Annotated in this window: 16 protein-coding genes; 6 read left to right on the top strand and 10 right to left on the bottom strand. The window is 68.5% G+C overall.

The genetic code is table 11. The features are described from left to right. Nucleotides 1–457: 457 nt before the first annotated feature. The 7 genes from Q5Y72_RS06470 to Q5Y72_RS06440 are packed head-to-tail and all read right to left on the bottom strand — an operon-like array spanning nucleotide 458 to nucleotide 8,103. A complete protein-coding gene (locus tag Q5Y72_RS06470; protein ID WP_305962574.1) occupies nucleotides 458–1,603 on the bottom strand; it encodes an iron-containing alcohol dehydrogenase in 1,146 nt (381 codons plus the stop codon). After that, nucleotides 1,600–2,988, bottom strand: coding sequence for an aldehyde dehydrogenase family protein (locus Q5Y72_RS06465; protein WP_305962573.1), 1,389 nt, complete (start codon nucleotides 2,986–2,988; stop codon nucleotides 1,600–1,602). The genes Q5Y72_RS06470 and Q5Y72_RS06465 overlap by 4 nt, the downstream gene beginning before the upstream one ends. A 36-nt stretch (nucleotides 2,989–3,024) precedes the next feature. Continuing rightward, a complete protein-coding gene (locus Q5Y72_RS06460) occupies nucleotides 3,025–4,386 on the bottom strand; it encodes a glutamine synthetase family protein (RefSeq protein WP_305962572.1) in 1,362 nt (453 codons plus the stop codon). Between the two features lie 60 nt (nucleotides 4,387–4,446). Continuing rightward, nucleotides 4,447–5,487: a TRAP transporter substrate-binding protein gene (locus Q5Y72_RS06455; protein WP_305962571.1), complete on the bottom strand. Its 1,041-nt coding sequence runs from the start codon at nucleotides 5,485–5,487 to the stop codon at nucleotides 4,447–4,449. Between the two features lie 17 nt (nucleotides 5,488–5,504). Beyond that, on the bottom strand, nucleotides 5,505–6,833 hold the full coding sequence (locus tag Q5Y72_RS06450; protein WP_305962570.1) for a TRAP transporter large permease: 1,329 nt from the start codon (nucleotides 6,831–6,833) through the stop codon (nucleotides 5,505–5,507). Further along, nucleotides 6,830–7,366, bottom strand: a complete 537-nt coding sequence (locus tag Q5Y72_RS06445) for a TRAP transporter small permease subunit (RefSeq protein WP_305962569.1) — start codon at nucleotides 7,364–7,366, stop codon at nucleotides 6,830–6,832. The genes Q5Y72_RS06450 and Q5Y72_RS06445 overlap by 4 nt, the downstream gene beginning before the upstream one ends. Continuing rightward, a complete protein-coding gene (locus Q5Y72_RS06440) occupies nucleotides 7,366–8,103 on the bottom strand; it encodes an N-formylglutamate amidohydrolase (RefSeq protein ID WP_371930786.1) in 738 nt (245 codons plus the stop codon). Before Q5Y72_RS06440 ends, Q5Y72_RS06445 begins: the two co-directional genes overlap by 1 nt. A 137-nt stretch (nucleotides 8,104–8,240) precedes the next feature. On the opposite strand from Q5Y72_RS06440, the gene Q5Y72_RS06435 reads away from it, so the two are divergent. Continuing rightward, entirely contained in the window at nucleotides 8,241–9,125 is an 885-nt protein-coding gene (locus tag Q5Y72_RS06435) for a MurR/RpiR family transcriptional regulator (RefSeq protein ID WP_305962567.1), read from the top strand. 39 nt (nucleotides 9,126–9,164) lie between these two features. On the opposite strand, the gene Q5Y72_RS06430 is transcribed toward Q5Y72_RS06435, so the two are convergent. Next, nucleotides 9,165–10,139 (bottom strand): siderophore-interacting protein, encoded by a 975-nt coding sequence (locus tag Q5Y72_RS06430; protein ID WP_305962566.1) that lies wholly within the window; start codon nucleotides 10,137–10,139, stop codon nucleotides 9,165–9,167. Nucleotides 10,140–10,479: 340 nt separating this feature from the next. Between Q5Y72_RS06430 and Q5Y72_RS06425 the strand changes: the two genes are divergently transcribed. The 5 genes from Q5Y72_RS06425 to Q5Y72_RS06405 all read left to right on the top strand — a co-directional run bounded on the left by Q5Y72_RS06425 (nucleotide 10,480) and on the right by Q5Y72_RS06405 (nucleotide 15,560). Further along, the gene (locus Q5Y72_RS06425) at nucleotides 10,480–12,180 is read left to right on the top strand and encodes an ABC transporter ATP-binding protein (protein WP_305962565.1); all 1,701 of its coding nucleotides are present in this window, start codon (nucleotides 10,480–10,482) and stop codon (nucleotides 12,178–12,180) included. Between the two features lie 149 nt (nucleotides 12,181–12,329). Further along, on the top strand, nucleotides 12,330–13,172 hold the full coding sequence (locus Q5Y72_RS06420) for a calcium-binding protein (RefSeq protein ID WP_305962564.1): 843 nt from the start codon (nucleotides 12,330–12,332) through the stop codon (nucleotides 13,170–13,172). Between the two features lie 215 nt (nucleotides 13,173–13,387). Further along, the gene (locus Q5Y72_RS06415) at nucleotides 13,388–14,149 is read left to right on the top strand and encodes an amino acid ABC transporter substrate-binding protein (RefSeq protein WP_305962563.1); all 762 of its coding nucleotides are present in this window, start codon (nucleotides 13,388–13,390) and stop codon (nucleotides 14,147–14,149) included. A 5-nt stretch (nucleotides 14,150–14,154) separates the two neighbouring features. Then, nucleotides 14,155–14,829, top strand: coding sequence for an amino acid ABC transporter permease (locus Q5Y72_RS06410; protein WP_305962562.1), 675 nt, complete (start codon nucleotides 14,155–14,157; stop codon nucleotides 14,827–14,829). Beyond that, complete coding sequence (locus Q5Y72_RS06405; RefSeq protein ID WP_305962561.1) at nucleotides 14,826–15,560, top strand: amino acid ABC transporter ATP-binding protein; 735 nt, start codon at nucleotides 14,826–14,828, stop codon at nucleotides 15,558–15,560. The genes Q5Y72_RS06410 and Q5Y72_RS06405 overlap by 4 nt, the downstream gene beginning before the upstream one ends. A 6-nt stretch (nucleotides 15,561–15,566) precedes the next feature. Here the strand turns inward: Q5Y72_RS06405 and Q5Y72_RS06400 are convergent, their stop codons facing one another. After that, nucleotides 15,567–16,349, bottom strand: coding sequence for a DUF2268 domain-containing putative Zn-dependent protease (locus Q5Y72_RS06400; protein WP_305962560.1), 783 nt, complete (start codon nucleotides 16,347–16,349; stop codon nucleotides 15,567–15,569). Nucleotides 16,350–16,360: 11 nt separating this feature from the next. Further along, on the bottom strand, nucleotides 16,361–19,027 hold the full coding sequence (locus tag Q5Y72_RS06395) for a DNA translocase FtsK (RefSeq protein ID WP_305962559.1): 2,667 nt from the start codon (nucleotides 19,025–19,027) through the stop codon (nucleotides 16,361–16,363). Nucleotides 19,028–19,037 lie beyond the last annotated feature (10 nt).

Raw genomic sequence — 19,037 nt, 5'->3', positions numbered from 1 at the left:
ACATGGCCCGCCCCCCGCCAGACGACGGCGGGACAGCGGGCGAAGGATGTCGTTCCGGTCGGACGGCTGGCCTCGCGGACAACCACCTTGCCGCGCGGCCAGTCGCTGCCGCGCCCCGGCACCGCTTCGGTCCGATCGCGACAGTTCGGCGCCGGGTGGTGGAACGCGCCGCCATGGCCGATCGGCATCCGCACCCAGAAATTGCGGTCCGACCCGCAGGATTCCGGCAGGGCGCCCCGGCTGCCCCCATCCGCGCTGGCCCTGCTGGCGATCACGCCACCGGCCAAGCCGGCGCCGAACATCACATGACCGGCCTCAAGGGCGTTGTCGCCGGCCACGTCCTGTTCCCCCATCACCGCGCCTCCGGTCCGAAACCTCGGCCGGCGCGGCCGGCATGTCGAGAAGCCTTCGGGCCAAGGCGGCAGGCCACTGCCGGCCAGATCGCGAGCCGGGGACGCTAGAGGCAGTCGGCGAAGAGCTGGCGGGTGTTCCGGGGCGTCATCGGCACCGGGTTGCCGCCGCAGGACGGATCCTCCAGCGCCATCGCGGTCAGTTCGTCCAGCCGGTCGGCCGCGACGCCGAGCGCGGTCAGGTTCGCCGGGATCGCCAGTTCGGCCCGCAAGGCCATCACCCGGTCGCGAAAGCCGTCAAAGCCGCCCGCGATGCCCAGATAATCGGCGGCGCGGGCGATCAGCGCGTCGATGGCGGGGCGGTTGAAATCCAGGACCGCGGGCATCACCACCGCATTGGTGGTGCCGTGATGGGTGTTGTAGACCGCGCCGACCGGATGGCTCAGCGAATGGATCGCGCCGAGGCCCTTTTGAAAGGCGACCGCGCCCATCGCCGCCGCGCTCATCATCTGGGCGCGGGCCTCCAGATCGTCGGGTACAGCATAGGCGCGGGGCAGGTATTCGTTGACCAGACGCATTCCCTCCAGCGCGATCCCCTGGCTCATCGGGTGGTAATGCGGCGAGCAATAGGCTTCCAGGCAATGCGCAAACGCATCCATGCCCGTGCCAGCGGTGATGACCTTCGGCATCCCGACGGTCAGTTCGGGATCGCAGATCGTCACGGCGGGCAGCAGGCGCGGGTGGAAGATGATCTTCTTCTTGTGGGTCTGCGAATTGGTCAGCACCCCGGCCCGGCCCACCTCGGACCCTGTTCCCGCCGTGGTCGGCACCGCGATGATCGGCGCGATGGCGTCCGCATCGGCGCGCGTCCACCAGTCGCCGACATCCTCGAGGTCCCAGACCGACACGCGCTGATCCACCATCAGCGCGATCATCTTGCCCAGATCCAGCGCCGAGCCGCCGCCAAAGCACACCACCCCGTCATGCCCGCCGGCGCGGTAGGCTGCGATGCCCGCCTGCATGTTGTGTTCGGTCGGGTTCGGATCGACGCCGGAAAACACCGCGCGGCCCAGCCCGCCCGCGTCCAGGATGTCCAGCGCCCGCGCGGTGATCGGCAGGCCGGCCAGCGCCCTGTCGGTCACCAGCAGCGGGCGCGCGATCCCGGTGGCGCGGCAATGATCGGCCAGTTCGGCGATGCGGCCGGCGCCGAACCTGATCGCGGTCGGATAGGACCAGTTGGCGCGCAGGGTCATGTCGTCACCTTCTTCAGATGGTAGGATTTGGGCCGGGTCACGGCCAGATAGCCCAGATGCGACAGCGACGCGCCCCGGCCGGTGTCCTTGCAGCCGGTCCAGCACAGCGCCGGGTCCAGATAGTCGCAGCGGTTCATGAACACGGTGCCGGTTTCCAGCCGCGCACCGATCTCCGCCGCAGCATCCGCATCGGCGGTCCAGATCGAGGCGGTCAGCCCGTAGGCGCAGTCGTTCATCAGCGCCACCGCCTCGTCATCGCCCGAAACCCGCATGATGCCGACGACCGGGCCAAAGCTTTCCTCGCGCATCACACGCATGTCATGGGTCACATCCACCAGCACCTGCGGCGCCAGGTAGGCGCCGCCGTCATCGGCGGGAAAGCCGGCGGGGTCGATCAGGGCGCGGGCCCCCTGCGCCACCGCATCGGCGATCTGCCCGCGCACCAGCGTGGCAAAGCGGCGATGCGCCATCGGGCCCATGGTGGTGTCGGGGTCGCGCGGATCGCCCAGCCGCTGCCGGCCGACCCATGCGACCGCCTTGCCCACGAAGGCATCGTAAAGGCTGTCATGGACATAGATCCGTTCGATCCCGCAGCAGCACTGGCCGGAATTGAACATCGCCCCGTCCATCAACCCCTCTACCGCCGCCTCCAGATCGGCATCGGCGCGGACATAGCCGGGGTCCTTGCCGCCCAGTTCCAGCCCGACGGCGGTGAAGGTTCCGGCCGCCGCCCGCTCGATCGCCTGCCCGCCCGCGACCGATCCGGTGAAGTTCACGAAGCCGAAGCTGCGCGCGGCGATCAGCGCCTCGGTCGCCGGGTGATCCAGCACGAGGTTCTGGAACAGGTCCGCCGGAACCCCGCCCGCCCGCATCGCGGCCTCCAGCCTTTCGCCGGCCAGCAGGGTCTGGCTGGCGTGCTTCAGGATCACCGCATTGCCGGCGATCAGGGCCGGCACGATGGTATTGACGGCGGTCAGGAACGGATAGTTCCAGGGCGCGATGACGAAGACGACCCCCACCGGCTCGCGCCGCAATTCGCGGCGGAACCCGGCGCTGTCCTCGACCCGTTCGGGCGCCAGCGCCTCGGCGGCGATCTGCGCCATATGGGCGGTGCGTTCGTTCACCCCGCCGAATTCACCGCCATAACGCACCGGGCGGCCCATCTGCATCGCCAGTTCGGCCACCACCTCGTCCTTCATCGCGTTCAGCGCGGCGATCCCGGCCTGCACCCTTTCGATGCGCGTGGCCAGCGGCAGCGCGGCCCAGCCCGGCTGCGCGGCGCGGGCGCGGGCGACGGCGGCATGGGCGGCCTCGGGGCTCAGCGCCGCGCGTTCGACGTGAACCTCGCCATCGACGGGCGAGACAAGCGTGATCGTGGTGGTCATCGGTTCCTCATTGTGCCGAAGCCTCGGCGTTGCATCTCAGGCCCGCTCGAAGCCGCGGGCCAGTTCCCAGTCGGTGACGACGCGATTCTGTTCCTCGATCTCCCATCGGGCGGCGCGGACATAGTGATCGACGACCTCATCGCCCATCGCCTGCCGCAGCATCCGCGAGCCTTCCAGCGCGTCCGCCGCCGCGCCCAGCGTGCCGGGGATCGCGCGGGCGGAGCGCGCGGCATAGGCGTCGCCGGTGAATTCCGGTTCAAGGTCCATGCCCTGTTCGATCCCGTCCAGCCCGGCGGCCAGCAGCCCGGCGCAGGCCAGATAGGGGTTCAGGTCAGCCCCGCCGATACGGCATTCGACCCGCACGCCCTTCGTGCGGTCGCCGCAGACCCGGAAGCCGGCGGTGCGATTGTCGATCGACCAGATCGCCTTGGTGGGCGCGAACATGCCCGTGACGAACCGCTTGTAGCTGTTGACATAGGGCGCCAGGAACAGGGTCAGCGCCCCGGCATGGGCAAGCTGGCCGGCAAGATAGGACCGCATCAGCCCGGACATGCCGTGATCCGCCTCGGGATCGTGAAAGGCGTTCGCGCCGCCCTTGAACAGCGACTGGTGCACATGGCTGGACGAGCCGGCGCGGCGGTCGGAGTATTTCGCCATGAAGGTCGCCGACTGGCCATGGGCCTGCGCGATCTCCTTGGTGGCGGCCTTGACCAGCACATGCATGTCGGCCGTGTCCATCGCGTCGGAATATTTCACGTTGATCTCGTGCTGGCCGGCCTCGGCCTCGCCCTTCGAGTTCTCGACCGGGATGCCCGCGCCGTGCAGCCCGTTGCGCAGGGCGCGCATCACCGACTCGTCCGCGAAGGTGCCGGTCAGCGCGTAATCGACATTGTGGCGCGCCGTGGGCGTCATGCCACGATAGCCGGCGTCGAACAGGTCCTTGAAGCCCTGCGCGAAGAGGAAGAACTCAAGCTCGGTCGCCATCATCGGCACATAGCCCATCGCCTCGGCCCGCCGCACCTGCCGGGCCAGCACGCTGCGCGGCGCGTGGGGGACCGGCTGGTGGGTATGGTGGTCCAGCAGATCGACAAGGCACAGCGCGGTTCCCGGCGCCCAGGGCAGCCGGCGCAGCGTCGCCAGGTCGGGCTTCATCACATAGTCGCCATAGCCCCTGTCCCAGCCGGTCGCGGCATAGCCGGGCACGGTCACCATCTCGACATCGGTGGCCAGCAGATAGTTGCAGCAATGCGTCTCGTCAGGGCTCTCAAGGAAGTGCGCGGCATGGAACCGCTTGCCCATCAGCCGGCCCTGCATGTCGGGCAGTGCGACGATGACGGTGTCGATCTCGCCCGCCCCGACGGCGGCCTTCAGATCGTCGAAGCTGAGATTGGCGGGCATCACGTTCTCCGGCATGAACGGGGATCGGGCGCGCCGCGGCCGGCGCGCCCGTGGCAGGCATCAGGAATAGCGGTAGGGTGGCCCGGCCTTGGTCATCGCCTCGTTGTATTCCTTGATCTTGGCGACGACCCGCGCCTTGACCTCGGACTCGGCCGCGATCTCGTCCCAGAATTCCTTCGCGGCCTCCTCGACCTGCCCCCATTCCTCGGCCGGAATGGTGGTCAGCGTCATCTTGTCGCCATTGACGCGCAGATTGGCCTCGCCGCTCCAGTACCAGTGCTGGCGATAGTAATGCGACTGGTCGAAGACGGCCTTCATCGCCTCTTTCAGGTGCTCGGGCACCTCGTCCCAGCGCGACTGGTTGGCGAAGAAATGGCCGATCCAGGCGCCCGAGATGCTGTTGGTCAGGAAATTCCCGGTCGCCTCGGCCCAGCCCACGGTGTAATCCTCGGTGATGCCCGACCAGGCCACCCCGTCCAACTCGCCGGTCTGCAGCGCGACCTCGATATCCTCCCAGGGCAGCGTGACCGGCACCACGCCGAATCGGGTCAGGAACCGGCCCGCGGTCGGGAAGGTGAATACCCGCTTGCCCTGAAGATCGGCCAGGCTGTTGATCGGCTGCTTGGTGGCGAAGTTGCACGGGTCCCAGGCCCCGGCCGAGATGTGCTGGATGCCCAGGGCGCCGTATTGTTCCTTCCAGATCTCGTCCAGCCCGTGATGGTTGAACAGAGCCGGCACATCCAGCGAATAGCGCAGCGCGAAGGGGAAATAGCCGCCGAACACCGTCACCTCGGTCGGGCTGGCCATGCTGTCATCGTCGGACTGCACGGCGTCGATGGTGCCGTTCTGCATGGCGCGGAACAGTTCCGGGGTGGGCACAAGCTGGTCGGCATAGAACAGCTCGATCTCCATCTGGCCATTGGCGATCCTGTTGAGGGCGTCGATGGCGGGCTTGCAGACATGCTCGCCCAGGGTGGCGCCGGCATAGGTCTGCATCCGCCACTTCAGCGGTGCGCCCTGCGCGATGGCGGGCGCGGCCAGCGCCCCGGTGCCGGCGGCCAGCGCGCCGGTGGTCAGGAACTTGCGTCGTGTCGTGGTCATGGTCGTGTCTCCCTGTTTTATGATTGACCGTAGATCGACTGCGGCAGCCACATGGCGATCTGCGGGAAGGCGATCACCAGCGCCAAGGTCAGCACCATGATCAGCACGAAGGGCAGGACCGAGCGGTAGATCACGCCCATCGTAAAATCGGGCGGGGCCATCGCCCGCATCAGGAACAGGTTGTAGCCGAAGGGCGGCGTCAGATAGGCGATCTGGCAGGTGATGGTATAGAGGATGCCGTACCAGACCAGATCGAAGCCCAGGCTGCGGGCCAGCGTCACGAAGATCGGCGCGACGATCACCAGCATCGCGGTATCGTCGAGGAACATCCCCATGACGAGGAACGAGGCCTGCATCAGCAGCAGCACCTGCAAGGGCGAAAGGCCCATCTCGCGCAGGAACAGCCCCTCGATGGCGCGGCCGGCGCCCAGCCCGTCGAACACCGCCCCGAAGGACAGCGCCGCGGTGATGATCAGCATGAACATGCAGGTGATCGCCAGCGTCTGGCGGGTCGCGGTCTCGAACACCTGCCGCGTGAAGCGGCCCTTCACGACCGCCGCCAGCACGGCGGCCAGCGCGCCGACCACGCTGCTTTCGGTCAGCGAGGTCCAGCCGCGCACGAAGGGCACCATCATCGCCACGAAGATCGCCACCGGCAGCAGCCCCGCCCGCAGCAGCGCGATCCGCTGCGCCCAGGTGATCGCGGCGCGTTCCTCCGATGGCATCGGCGGGGCCAGCGCGGGGTTCAGCCGGGTGCGGATCACGACATAGGCGATGAACAGCGCCGCCATCAGCAGCCCCGGCCCGATGCCCGCCAGCCACAGCTGGCTGACCGGCTGGCGCGCGATCAGCGAATACAGCACCAGCACCACCGAGGGCGGGATCAGGATCCCCAGGCTGGACCCGGCCTGGATCACGCCCGAGATCATCGGCTTGTCATAACCGCGCCGGACCAGTTCGGGTAGGGCGATGGTCGCGCCGATGGCCATGCCCGCGACCGACAGCCCGTTCATCGCCGAGATCATCACCATCAGCAGGATCGTCCCGATCGCCAGCCCGCCCGGCACCGGCCCGAACCAGACATGGAACATCCGGTAGAGATCGTCGGCCAGCCGCGATTCGGACATGACATAGCCCATGAAGACGAACATCGGCAGGGTCAGCAGCGCGTTCCAGCGCATCACCTTCATCACCGCCGAAAAGCCCATGTCGGTGCCGCCCGGACCCCACAGCACCAGTGCCGCGACCACCGCGACAAAGCCGATGGCGCCAAAGACGCGCTGTCCGGTGACCATCATCAGCATCATGGTCGAGAACATCAGCAGCGCGATCACCTCGTGGCTCATCGCGCGACCTCGTCGGCAAAGGGCCGCGGGATCTCGACGCCGCGCAGGATGGCGATGTCGCGGATCAGATAGGCGATGGCCTGCAGGATCATCAGCGCGAAGGCCAGCGTGATGACCAGCTTGATCGGCCACAGCAGAGGCCGCCACGCACTGGGCGCACGTTCGTTGATCTGAAGGCTGTAGGCGGTGGAATCGACCGCGCCCCACAGCATCACGCCCAGGTAGAACAGCAGGAAGAACACCGTCAGCAGGTCAAGCCGCGCCTGCGCCCGCGGGCCGAGCCGCGCATACAGCAGGTCCATGCGGACATTGGCGCCAAGCTGCATCGCGTAGGGCGCCCCGAGCAGGTAGTAGGCGACCAGCGTGAACTGGGCCATCTCCATCGTCCAAAGCGCGGGCACATCGGCCATCCTGGTCAGCGACGACCAGATCAGGATGCCCATGATCGCGAACAGCAGATACATCGCCGCGCGCCCGATGCGATGGTTCAGCGCCTCGACCGCGCGGACATAGCCGACCGCCCAGCCCGGCATCACGCGGCATCCCCGATGGCCGCGCGCAACACCGGCGCCAGCCGCTGCGCCATCGCGGCGCCTGCCCCGCCGGCAAGCAGGTCGTTGCGCAGCTCCAGCATGGCGTGTCGCAGGCCCATCGGCGTGGCGTGCAGCGCCAGCGTGTGCGCCACGCCGTCGGCGGCGCTGTAGGGCGCGTTCAGCCGCGTCTCGAGGCCCGTCGCCGCAGCGGCGATGGCGCGGGCCAGACGGTCGTCGCGATCATGGATCACGCCGAACTCGACCGCGCGCGGGCGGCCGAAATAGACCGGCGTGAAACTGTGGACAGTGATCAGTACCGGCATCTGCCCGATCGCCAGCCGATGCGCCAGCATCGCCGCCAGCGCGGCATGGAAGGGCAGGTAGATCTCGTCGGTGCGGCGCCGGCGCAGGGCGGGGGCCAGGTCGCGGTTGCCGGGGATGTCGTGCAATTCGCTGCGGTCGGGCATGGCGGCGGGCGAATGTGGCGGGCGGTTCAGGTCATAGATCAGCCGCGACACCCGGCCGAAGATCAGCGGCGCGTCCAGAAGCCGCGCCAGCCCCCGGGCGAGGTCCAGCGCGCCCGGATCCCAGGCGACATGCGATTGCTGCTGCGCCGCGTCGATGCCGGGATCGCCCCAATCCTTCGGCAGCGCGTTGGAGGCATGTTCGCAGACCAAGACGGCCGGCCCGGCCGCATCCGCCCCCTCGATCGCCAGAACTGCCGCCGCCTTCGCCATCCGCCCTCCGCTCACGACAGGCTGGATCAGCAGGGCGGTTTCTGTCAATATTTTTTCATGGCCTGAATTGTCTGTTAAATTCGTTACGCCCGCCCCCTTGCCATGCCCCGGCAGCCCCGCCGGGGAAGGAGCCGCAGATGCCCGACCAGACCCCTGCCGCCGCGATGCTGATCGAGGAACGCCTTGCGCGGCAGTTCGATGCGCTGACCCCGCTGGAGCGCGGGCTGGCCGGCCATCTGACGCGGCATTATCCGGTCGCCGGCCTCGCCTCGATGTCGCAGCTGGCGCGCGAGGCCGGGGTCTCGACCCCGACGGTGCTGCGGCTGGTGCAGAAGCTGGGCTTTCGCGGCTATCCCGAATTCCAGGCGCAGCTGCGATCCGAGATCGAGGCCCGGCTGGAATCGCCCCTCGCCAAGCGCGCGCGCTGGAGCCAGTCGGCCCCGCAGACGCATATCCTGAACCGCTTTGCCGATGCGGTGCTGACCAACCTGCGGGTGACGCTGGAGCGGATCGACCACGGAGATTTCGACGCCGCCGCCGACCTGCTGGCCGATCCGGCGCGGCAGGTCCGGGTGATCGGCGGGCGAATCACCCAGTCGGTGGCGGAATATCTGGTCACCCAGCTCAGCGTTGTGCGGCCCGGCGTGGCGATCCTGCCGGGCCTGTCCAGCGCCTGGCCGCCCGCGCTGCTCGACATGCGCGAGGGCGACCTGCTGGTGGTGTTCGACATCCGCCGCTACGAGGACGCGATCCTGCAGCTGACCGAACTGGCCGCCGAACGCGGCGCGCGGATCCTGCTGCTGACCGATCCCTGGGTCAGCCCGGTGGCGCGACATGCCTGCCTGCGCTTCACCGCCCAGATCGAGGTGCCCTCGGCCTGGGATTCATCGGCCGCGCTGCTGGTGCTGGTCGAAACGCTGCTGGCCGCGGTTCAGGAACGCGCGTGGCCCCGGACCGAGGCGCGGATGAAGCGGCTGGAATCCCTCTATGACCGTGCCGATCTGTTCCGCCGCCGGCGCTGATCCCGCCCGGCCCGACCACGCCCCGCGCGATGGCCCGCGTCATGACCAGTAGGCGGCGGCGACGAACCGCGCCCTGGCCACGCCGCGATCCTGCAGATGCCGGCGGGCGGCGCGTGCCTCGTCGGCGCTGGCCGCGAACCACAGGAAATGGTCGGGCCCGCACGCCTCCTGCGCGGCCAGCGCGGCCAGCAGGTCGTCGCTGCGGTCGACGCGCGGGTCGCCGGCCAGCCGGCCCAGATCGGCCGCCGCGCAGCGCAGCACGGCCCGCGCGCGGCCGCCCGCCAGATCCAGCATCCGCCTGATCGCCGGCAGGGCGGTCTCGTCGCCGAACAGGAACAGCCGGCCCGCCTCGGGGCACCAGCCCCCGCCAGGACCGATGATGCCGACCGTGGCCCCCACCGGACCGGCCTCGGCCCAGTCGCAGGTGGGGCTGCCGCGATGCCGGAAGATGTCGAAGTCCAGCCAGTCGGCCTCCTGCGCGGCCACGGTATAGACCGGGCGGTGCAGCGCGTCCGCCCCCTCGGGCCAGACCGTCCGGCCGGTTCCGGCCACCCGGGGCCAGATCGCCGGGCGCCCGGCCGGCGGCAACAGCAGGCGGAAATGCAGCCCGCCCGATGCGAAGCGCCCGGCCTCGGGACCCGACAGGCGCACGCGCAGGAAGCCGGGCGTCAGCGGACTCACCGCCTCGACCCGCATCAGCGAAAGGCCGGGGGCAAGCGCGCCGACATCGACATGATCCCACAGTACCGGCAGGCCGACCTCGGCGAAGATCTCGGTGGCGCTGTCGCGCAATGTGCCGATCAACCGCTCCTCGGGGCCGACAAGGTCGATCTGCACGCCATCGGGCTGCGGCATCAGGATCAGTTCGCAGCCCCACAGCACAAGGCTCAGCCGCTCGGGCGCCTCGACCAGCGGCACTTCCCACGCCGCAGCCCGCGCCTTCAACGCGGCCACGGCGGCCCCCGCGGCCCGTTCGATCCGGCCCGTGCTGCGATAGCTGCGCATATGCGCCATGTCGTCACCCGCGTTCCATTCCAGTCGCCGCCGAGCTATATCAAAGTTTTTCACTCGGACAATTGACAATTCCGAGTTTTTTAATCAGCTGTCGGCGCGTCTCCGCACGAGGACCGCTGCCGATGCCCCATCCCGTCGCCGCGCCGGAGCCCTTGCCGGGTCCGGGTCCTCGCCCCGTGCGCCGCCGCCGCGATGCCGCATGAGGGCGAGACCCCCGCAACGCCGGCCTCGGTCATCCGGGCCGCCGGCCCAGCAAGACCAGGGCCCGCAGCAGACTGGGCTGCCGCGCGGCCCGAACCCGCCCCTGTTCGGCGACCGGATCGTTGCCCGAGGATGACACATGCTGCGCGACTTCTTCTCGTATTACCGCCCCTTCCTTGGCCTGTTCTGGCTGGATTTCGGCTGCGCCACGCTGTCGGGGCTTCTGGAACTGGCCTTTCCGCTGGCCATCACCGGCTTCATCGACCATCTGCTGCCGCGCGGCGACTGGGGGCTGACGATCGCCGCCGCCGCCGGGCTGCTGGTCCTTTACACGATCAATGCCGGGTTGCTGAGCGTGGTGATCTACTGGGGCCACAAGCTGGGCATCAACATCGAGACCGAGATGCGCGCCCGGGCCTTCGATCACCTCACGCGGCTGTCCTGGCGCTGGTATGACCGCGCCCGCACCGGCAAGCTGGTCGCACGGGTCACCCGCGACCTCGAGGAGATCGGCGAGGTCGCCCATCACGGCCCCGAGGACGCCTTCATCGCGATCATGACGTTTTTCGGCGCCTTCGCGCTGATGTTCTGGATCAACCCGCAGCTGGCGCTGGTCGTGGCGCTGATCGTGCCGGCCATGCTGGTGCTGGTGATCGTCTATGGCGGGCGCATGACTCGGACATGGCGGGCGATCTATGCGCGCGTCGGCGATTTCAACGTCCGGCTGGAAGAGGCGCTGGGCGGGGTCCGCGTGGTGCAGGCCTTCGGCAATGAACGCCACGAGACCCACCTGTTCGCCGGCGACAATGCACGCTACCGCCAGGCCAAGCTGGATGCCTACCGGGTGATGGCCGCCTCGTCCGCGCTGCAATACATGGGGCTGCGGCTGGTGCAGGTGGTTGTGATGGTGATGGGCGCGGGCTTCGTGCTGGCCGGCAGCCTGACGACCGGCGGCTTCGTGGGCTTCCTGTTGCTGGTCGGCGTCTTCTACCGCCCGCTGGAAAAGATCGCCGCCGTGATAGAGACCTATCCGCGCGGCATCGCGGGCTTTCGCCGTTATCAGGAACTGCTGGCGACCGAGCCCGAGATCGCCGACGCGCCCGACGCCATCGACGCCCCCGCGCTGCGCGGCGATGTCGGCTTCGAGGCGGTGGGCTTTGCCTATGACCCCGCCCGACCGATCCTCACCGGCATCGACCTGCAGATCCGGGCGGGCGAAACGGTGGCCTTCGTCGGCCATTCCGGCGCCGGCAAGACCACGCTGCTGGCCCTGCTGCCGCGCTTCTACGATCCGACCGGGGGGCGTATCACCGTGGACGGGCTGGCCCTTCCACGGATCCGGCTGACCAGCCTGCGCCGCCAGATCGGGCTGGTCAGCCAGGACGTGTTCCTGTTCGGCGGCACGCTGCGCGAGAACATCGCCTATGGGCGCCTCGACGCGACCGACGCCGAGATCGCGCAGGCTGCGGCACAGGCACAACTGAGCGGGCTGATCGCCAGCCTGCCCGACGGCCTCGACACGGTGGTGGGCGAACGCGGGGTGATGCTGTCGGGCGGGCAGAAACAGCGCGTCGCCATCGCCCGCGCCTTCCTGAAGAACCCGCCCATCCTCATCCTTGACGAGGCGACCAGCGCGCTGGACAGCCAGACCGAACGCGAGATCCAGGCGGCGCTGGACGCTCTGGCCGTCGGCCGCACGACGCTGGTCATCGCCCACCGTCTCGGCACGATCCGCCATGCCGACCGGATCGTCGTGATGCACGAGGGCCGCATCGCCGAGATCGGCAGCCACGCGGCGCTGCTGGCCCGCAACGGGATCTATGCCGGCCTCGTCGCCTGAGCGCGCGGGTCGGCCGCCGGGCATCCGGGGCGCAGCGAGGAAGGCAGAACCTTCGCGGCACGAAGCTGCCTGTCGATTAGGACAGGTGGCACCGGCGATCGGCTATTGTCTAAGGTAAAGGCAACAATGGGTTGCAGGGTGGGGTCATCGTGACACGTATCGTGGCTTTCAGCGCGCTGGACACGTTCCGCGCGGATTTCAACTTCTACGACCGGAATTTCTTCGACGACGACCTTCTCGAGGACGAATATCTGGACCTTGGCGGGCGCACCTATCGCGACGCCTATGTGGTCAACGGCTATGACGCGCCTGTGGACCTTGTCCTCAGCCTGATGGGCAACAACCTCTACGAGACCTTCCGCGGCGAGATCGCGGGGACAGTCAACGCGATCTTCGAATTCACCTTCTCGGAAACGCCGCTGTGGTATGCGGACGGCTTCGCGGTGCCGATCGCGTCGTTCTTCCGGGTCATCTCGACCGCCGGCAACGCCGACGACCGCGCGCTGCTGCAACAGATCCTGTCGGGCAACGACGTCATCAACCTCAGCCGCGCCAGCGACCGTTTCGAAAGCGGCGCCGGCAATGACCTTGTGCGGGCGGCGGGCGGGCGCGACGTCATCTATGGCGATGCCGGCAACGACCTCATCAATGGCGGCAGCGGCGCCGACCGGCTGCTGGGCGGCAGCGGCGCCGACACGATCCGGGGTCAGGGCGGGGTCGACACCCTGTACGGCGAAACCGGCAATGACCTGCTGACCGGCGGCGGCGGGGCCGACCGCTTTCTCTTCCGGCGCGGCGACGGGGTGGACGTGATCGCCGATTTCCGCCCCAACGTCGATGATATCGTCATCGATTCCGGCGCCACGCGTTTCGGCCAGCTGGACTTCTACCGGGTGGGCAGCAGCACCGTGGTCGAGTTCGCGGATGTCGAGATCGTCCTGCGCGGCACCCGCCCGTTCGAGCTTGATTCGGGCGATTTCATCTTCGTCTGAGGCGCCGCGCAGCGCAGGCGCGGCCCAGGCAGGGCGGAACGCTGTTCCGGACCATGGGCGGGCATCGCAATGCTGAACCCCCGACGGCGGCGTCGGCGGAACAGCCATCGCCGGGCAGCGCGAATCCCGGGACCAATGGTCTTGCTTGACGAGATGCGTTGAAAAAGTCATTCCGAACAAACACCTGTATCTCCAGAAACAGATGGAGACAGACCATGACGAAATTCCTGACCGCCGCGGCCGTGCTGCTGTCCGCAGCACTTGCCGTTCCCGCGACCGCCCAGCAGGGCGACACGCTGCGCGTCGGCATGTCGGGCGGCTATTTCCCGTTCACCTTCGTCAAGCAGGACCAGTTGCAGGGCTTCGAGGTCGACGTGATGAACGCCGTCGGCGAGCAGGCCGGCCTCGACATCCAGTTCGAGACGATGTCCTTTTCCGGCCTCGTCGGCGCGCTGGAGGCCGGCCGCATCGACACCATCGCCAACCAGATCACCATCACCCCCGAACGCGAGGCGAAGTTCGGCTTTACCCAGCCCTATGTCATCGACGGCGCGCAGGTCGTCACCCGCGAGGGCAATGACGACATCGCCGGCGTCGAGGATTTGCGGGGCAAGACCGTCGCGGTCAATCTGGGCTCGAATTTCGAACAGCTGCTGCGCGAGTTGCCCTTTGCCGACGAAGTCGAGATCAGGACCTATGAATCCAACATCGAACAGGACACCGCGCTGGGCCGGGTCGATGCCTTCGTGATGGACCGCGTGTCCTCGGCGCAGGTCATCAAGGAAAGCCCGCTGCCGCTGCAACTGGCCGGCAAGCCCTTTTCCGAGATCCGCAACGCCCTGCCCTTCCGCAAGGACGAGGCCGGCACGGCGATGCGCGACCGGGTGGACGCCGCATTGACGGCGCTGCGCGAGGATGGAACGCTGGCCGAGATTTCGCAGAAGTGGTTTGACAGCGACATCACCTCGGCGGAGTAGGCTGGATGCGGGCACTTGACCTTGAATACATGCTGGGTCTGGTGCCCGTCATCCTCGGCTATGTGCCGCTGACGCTGTTCATGGCGCTGGTGGGCATGGCGCTGGCCCTGGTGCTGGCCTCCCTGCTGGCGGTGGAACGGGTGTTCAAGGTGCCGGGGCTGGACTGGCTGGTGCTGCTGTTCATCAGCTTCTTTCGCGGCACGCCGTTGCTGGTGCAGCTGTTCCTGTTTTACTACGGCCTGCCGCAGGTCTTGGCCTTCCTGACCCAGATCAACGGCGTGACCGCGGCAATCATGGGGCTGACACTGCATTTCTCGGCCTACATGGCCGAAAGCATCCGCGCGGCCATCGCCGGGGTGGATCGCAGCCAGTGGGAGGCCGCGCAGTCGATCGGCATGACCCAGGGCCAGATGATGCGGCGCATCGTGCTGCCGCAGGCGACGCGGATCGCGGCGCCGACGCTGGTCAACTATTTCATCGACATGATCAAGGGCACCTCGCTGGCCTTCACCCTCGGCGTGACAGAGATGATGGGCGCCGCGCAGAAGGAAGCCGCTGGCAGCTTTCGCTATTTCGAGGCGTTTCTGGTGGTCGCGATCATCTACTGGGTGATCGTCGAGGCGCTGAATCAGGGACAGAAGCGGCTGGAGCTGTTCCTCAACCGGGCCTATGCAAGATGATCGACATTCGCGGGCTGACCAAGCGTTTCGGCGAAACGACCGTGATCGACGGCGTCGACCTGCGGATCGCGCATGGCGAACGGGTGGTCGTGATCGGGCCGTCGGGCACCGGCAAGTCGACCCTGCTGCGCTGCCTGAACTTCCTGGATCGCCCGCAGGCCGGGCAGATCAGCATCGGCGACCTGACCTTGGATGCCGCGCGGGCCTCGCGGGCGCAGATCCTTGCCCTGCGCCGGCGCACCGCCTTCGTGTTTCAGAACTACGCGCTGTTCGCCAACAGGACGGCCAAGGAAAACATCATGGAGGCGCTGGTCACGGTGCAGAAACAGCCGCGTGCCGAGGCCGAGGCCCGCGCGCTGGCGGTGCTGGCCGAAACCGGGCTGTCCGACAAGGCCGACAGCTATCCGGCGGCGCTGTCGGGGGGCCAGCAGCAGCGCGTGGGCATCGGCCGGGCGATGGCGCTGCATGCCGACCTGATGCTGTTCGACGAACCGACCTCGGCGCTGGACCCCGAATGGGTGGGCGAGGTTCTGGACCTGATGCGCCGGGTGGCGGCGCGGCGCCAGACCATGCTGATCGTGACCCACGAGATGCAGTTTGCCCGCGAGATCGCCGACCGCATCCTGTTCATGCACAGCGGCCGGATCGTCGAAAGCGGCCCGCCCGAGCAGATCTTCGGCGCCCCGAAGGACGAGAGGCTGCAACGCTTTCTCAGCCGGGTCGGTGCCTGAACGACGCTAGCTGCCCGCCGGAGGCGACGATGCGTCATCCGGCGCGGGCGGCGCGGCGGCGGCGCCGTCATCAGTGCCGGCATCCTCGGGTCCGTCCTCGGGTCCGTCCTCGGCAGGTTCGCGATCAGCCCGTTCGGGATCGGGGCCGGGCGCGGCCTCGGCCGCGACAAGGCGGCGAAGCGCGGCGCGGAAGGCATCGGCCGGCAGCATCGCCAGGGGCTCGGCATCACCCCCGGGCTGGCCCCTCAGATGTTCGGCGACAAGGCGCTGCGCGAGACCGAAGCCCGCCCAGCGGCGCAGATCGCCCTTGCCGAGGAACCAGTGGGCGTGGTCGTGGTCAAGCCGCGACCATTCGTTCATCGCGCGCCGCGCCAGGCCCGAAGGCGGTGCGGTCGTGGCGCGAGGATCGACCGTCCCGCCCGACAGAAGCGCCACGAAATGCCCCGCCAGCCCCTCGCTGACCAGCGCCTCGCCCAGGCTGCGGCCATAGCCCGGCCCCTCGGCCCGGATCAGGTGATGCATCGCGCGGATCAGTTGTCGCTGCATCTGCGCCGGATCGAAGCGGTCGGGGTTCAGCGCGATCTCGATCAGTCCGGGCTGCGGCGGACCGCCCGGCAGGTCGCGATCGCCCGCGCCCGGCGGCTGCGCGCGGACGACCAGATCGAAGGGCGGCAGGTCGGCATGGCCCGACACCAGCGCCACCGTCTCGCGTGCGGTGGCGCGGATATCGGGCAGGACCCGGGTCAGGCCGTGGCGCGCGTTCAGCAGATGCAGGGTCCAGACCGTCATCGGGGCAGCACTCAGACCTCGGGAACCAGAACCTCGCGCTTGCCGACATGGTTGGCGGCGGACACGACGCCCTGATCCTCCATCTGTTCGACAAGCCGCGCCGCCTTGTTATAGCCGATCGCCAGCTTGCGCTGGATATAGCTGGTCGAGCATTTGCGATCCTTCGCCACGATCATCACCGCCTGGTCATACAGCGCCTCGTCGCCGCCATCGCCGCCGCCAAGACCGAGGACGGCGTCGATGTCGTCGGCCTTGTCGTCCTCGACCCCCTCGACCACGCCCGACTTGTAGTTGGGTGGCCCGAAGGATTTCAGATGCGTCACCACCTCCTCGACCTCTTCATCGCTGACAAAGGGTCCGTGGATGCGGGTGATCCGGGCGCCGTTGCCCATGTAGAGCATGTCGCCCTGACCCAGCAACTGCTCGGCACCCTGCTCGCCCAGGATGGTGCGGCTGTCGATCTTCGAGGTGACCTGAAAGCTGATCCGGGTCGGGAAGTTCGCCTTGATCGTGCCGGTGATGACATCGACGGAAGGCCGCTGCGTGGCCATGATCAGATGGATGCCGGACGCCCGCGCCATCTGCGCGAGGCGCTGGATGCAGGCCTCGATCTCCTTGCCCGCGACCATCATCAGGTCGGCCATCTCGTCGACGATCACGACGATATAGGGGAAGGTCTCGGGCTGGAATTCCTCGGTCTCGAAGATCGGCTCGCCGGTATCCTCGTCAAAGCCGGTCTGGACGGTGCGCTTGAACATCTCGCCCTTGGACAGCGCCTCGCGGACGCGGCCGTTATAGCCCTCGATGTTGCGCACCCCCATCTTGGACATCTTGCGATAGCGGTCCTCCATCTCGCCGACGACCCATTTCAGGGCCACGACGGCCTTCTTGGGGTCGGTGACGACCGGCGACAGCAGATGCGGGATGCCGTCATAGACCGACAGTTCCAGCATCTTGGGGTCGATCATGATCAGCCGGCATTCATCCGGCGTCAGCTTGTAGAGCAGCGACAGGATCATCGTGTTGATCGCCACCGACTTGCCCGAGCCGGTGGTGCCGGCGATCAGCAGGTGGGGCATCTTGGCGAGGTTGGCCACAACCGGGTCGCCACCGATGTCCTTGCCCAGCGCCAGGGGCAGCGGCTGCGTGCCGTCACCGAAGGCGCGGGCCGCAAGGATCTCGCGCAGCAGCACTTTTTCGCGCCGCGCGTTCGGAAGCTCGATCCCGATCACGGTGCGGCCCGGCACGGTCGAAACGCGCGCCGACAGCGCGGACATCGACCGGGCGATGTCGTCGGCGAGCCCGATCACCCGGCTGGCCTTCAGCCCCGGCGCGGGTTCCAGTTCGTAAAGCGTCACGACCGGGCCGGGGCGGACCTCGGTGATCTGGCCCTTGACGCCGTAATCGTCCAGCACCGCCTCGAGCATGCGGGCGTTTTCCATCAGCGATTCCTGGCTGATCTGCGGCCGGTCGCCATGCGTCGGCGCGGTCAGCAGGGCCAGCGCCGGGCGTTCATAGCCGGTCGCCTCGTCGTCAAAGCGCAGCCGCGGCTCGGCCTCGTCACGGGCCTGGCGCGATGTGCCGGAGGCCGGCTTGCGCAGCGGTGGCACCACCACGCGCTGCGTCTCGGCGCCGAAGGGCATCGGCTCGGCAGGCTCGGGCGGGGCGGCCGGGGCCTGCGGCTCGGCGCGGGGCGTGGGGCTGTGGCCTTCGCGCGCCAGCCGCGCCGCGACCGCGGCAAGAACCGAGGACGCGCCGGTGCGGCTTCGGATCGCATCGCTGATGCGGCCGCTGACCTCCTCGGGCGAGGGCGCTTCGCCGCCGTAGTCGGCGTCGCGCTCGATCAGTTCGGGCTCGGGCATCTCGTCGCCGAACTCGGCATCCCGATCCGGCCCCGCCGCAGGTCTGCGCCGCGCGAACAGGTTGCCGCGCGGGGCCGCGGGCGCCTGGTCGGCCGGGTCGTGATCCCCTGCGGCCGCCGAGGCGCCGCGCCGCGTCCGGGCGCGCTGCGCGAGGCCCGCGGACAGGCGGGCACCGCGCCCCGCCCCCCGCAACGCCAGATCAAAGGCGGTGACGAGGCCGGTGACAAAGCGGTGCCACAGGGCCCGCGTCTCGGCCCGGTTGAAGCCGAGGACGAAGATCAGCACGGCAAGCCCGCCGATGGCAGCGACCAGCGCGGCCAGCCGGATGCCGATCTGCGCCTTCATCGGGATCAGGTTCAGCGTGGCGCCCATCACCATGTCGCCGAAATGCCCGCCCAGGCCATAGCTCTGCTGCCAGTCCGGCCCCGGCGTCAGCGTGCTGCAATAGACCGAGACAAGCGCGACCGACAGCGGCGTGAAGATGCCGCGCATGATGCGTTCCTCGCCCCGGTGCAGCATCAGCCGCACGCCCCAGACGACCGCGGCGACGACCAGCATCCACGAGCCGTATCCCGCGATCATCATCAGCGGCGAGGCGACATAGGCGCCAAAGCCGCCCAGCAGGTTCTGGGCCTCGGCATCGGTCGCGCTGAGGAAGCTGGGATCCTCGGCCGACCAGCTGCCCAGCATCATCGCGATCAGCACCGCAAGCACCACCAGCGCGGCGCCGGCCAGTTCCTTGCCGCGCCGTTCCAGAGCCGCCTGCGTGGTCTGGTCGAACAGCGGATCGCGGTGTTTCGCCTGCCAGCTTGCCATCCCGTCAGCC

The organism is Paracoccus spongiarum (assembly GCF_030732095.1).
Classification (GTDB): Bacteria; Pseudomonadota; Alphaproteobacteria; order Rhodobacterales; family Rhodobacteraceae; genus Paracoccus; species Paracoccus spongiarum.
This window is presented reverse-complemented; position numbering and strand designations above follow the sequence as displayed.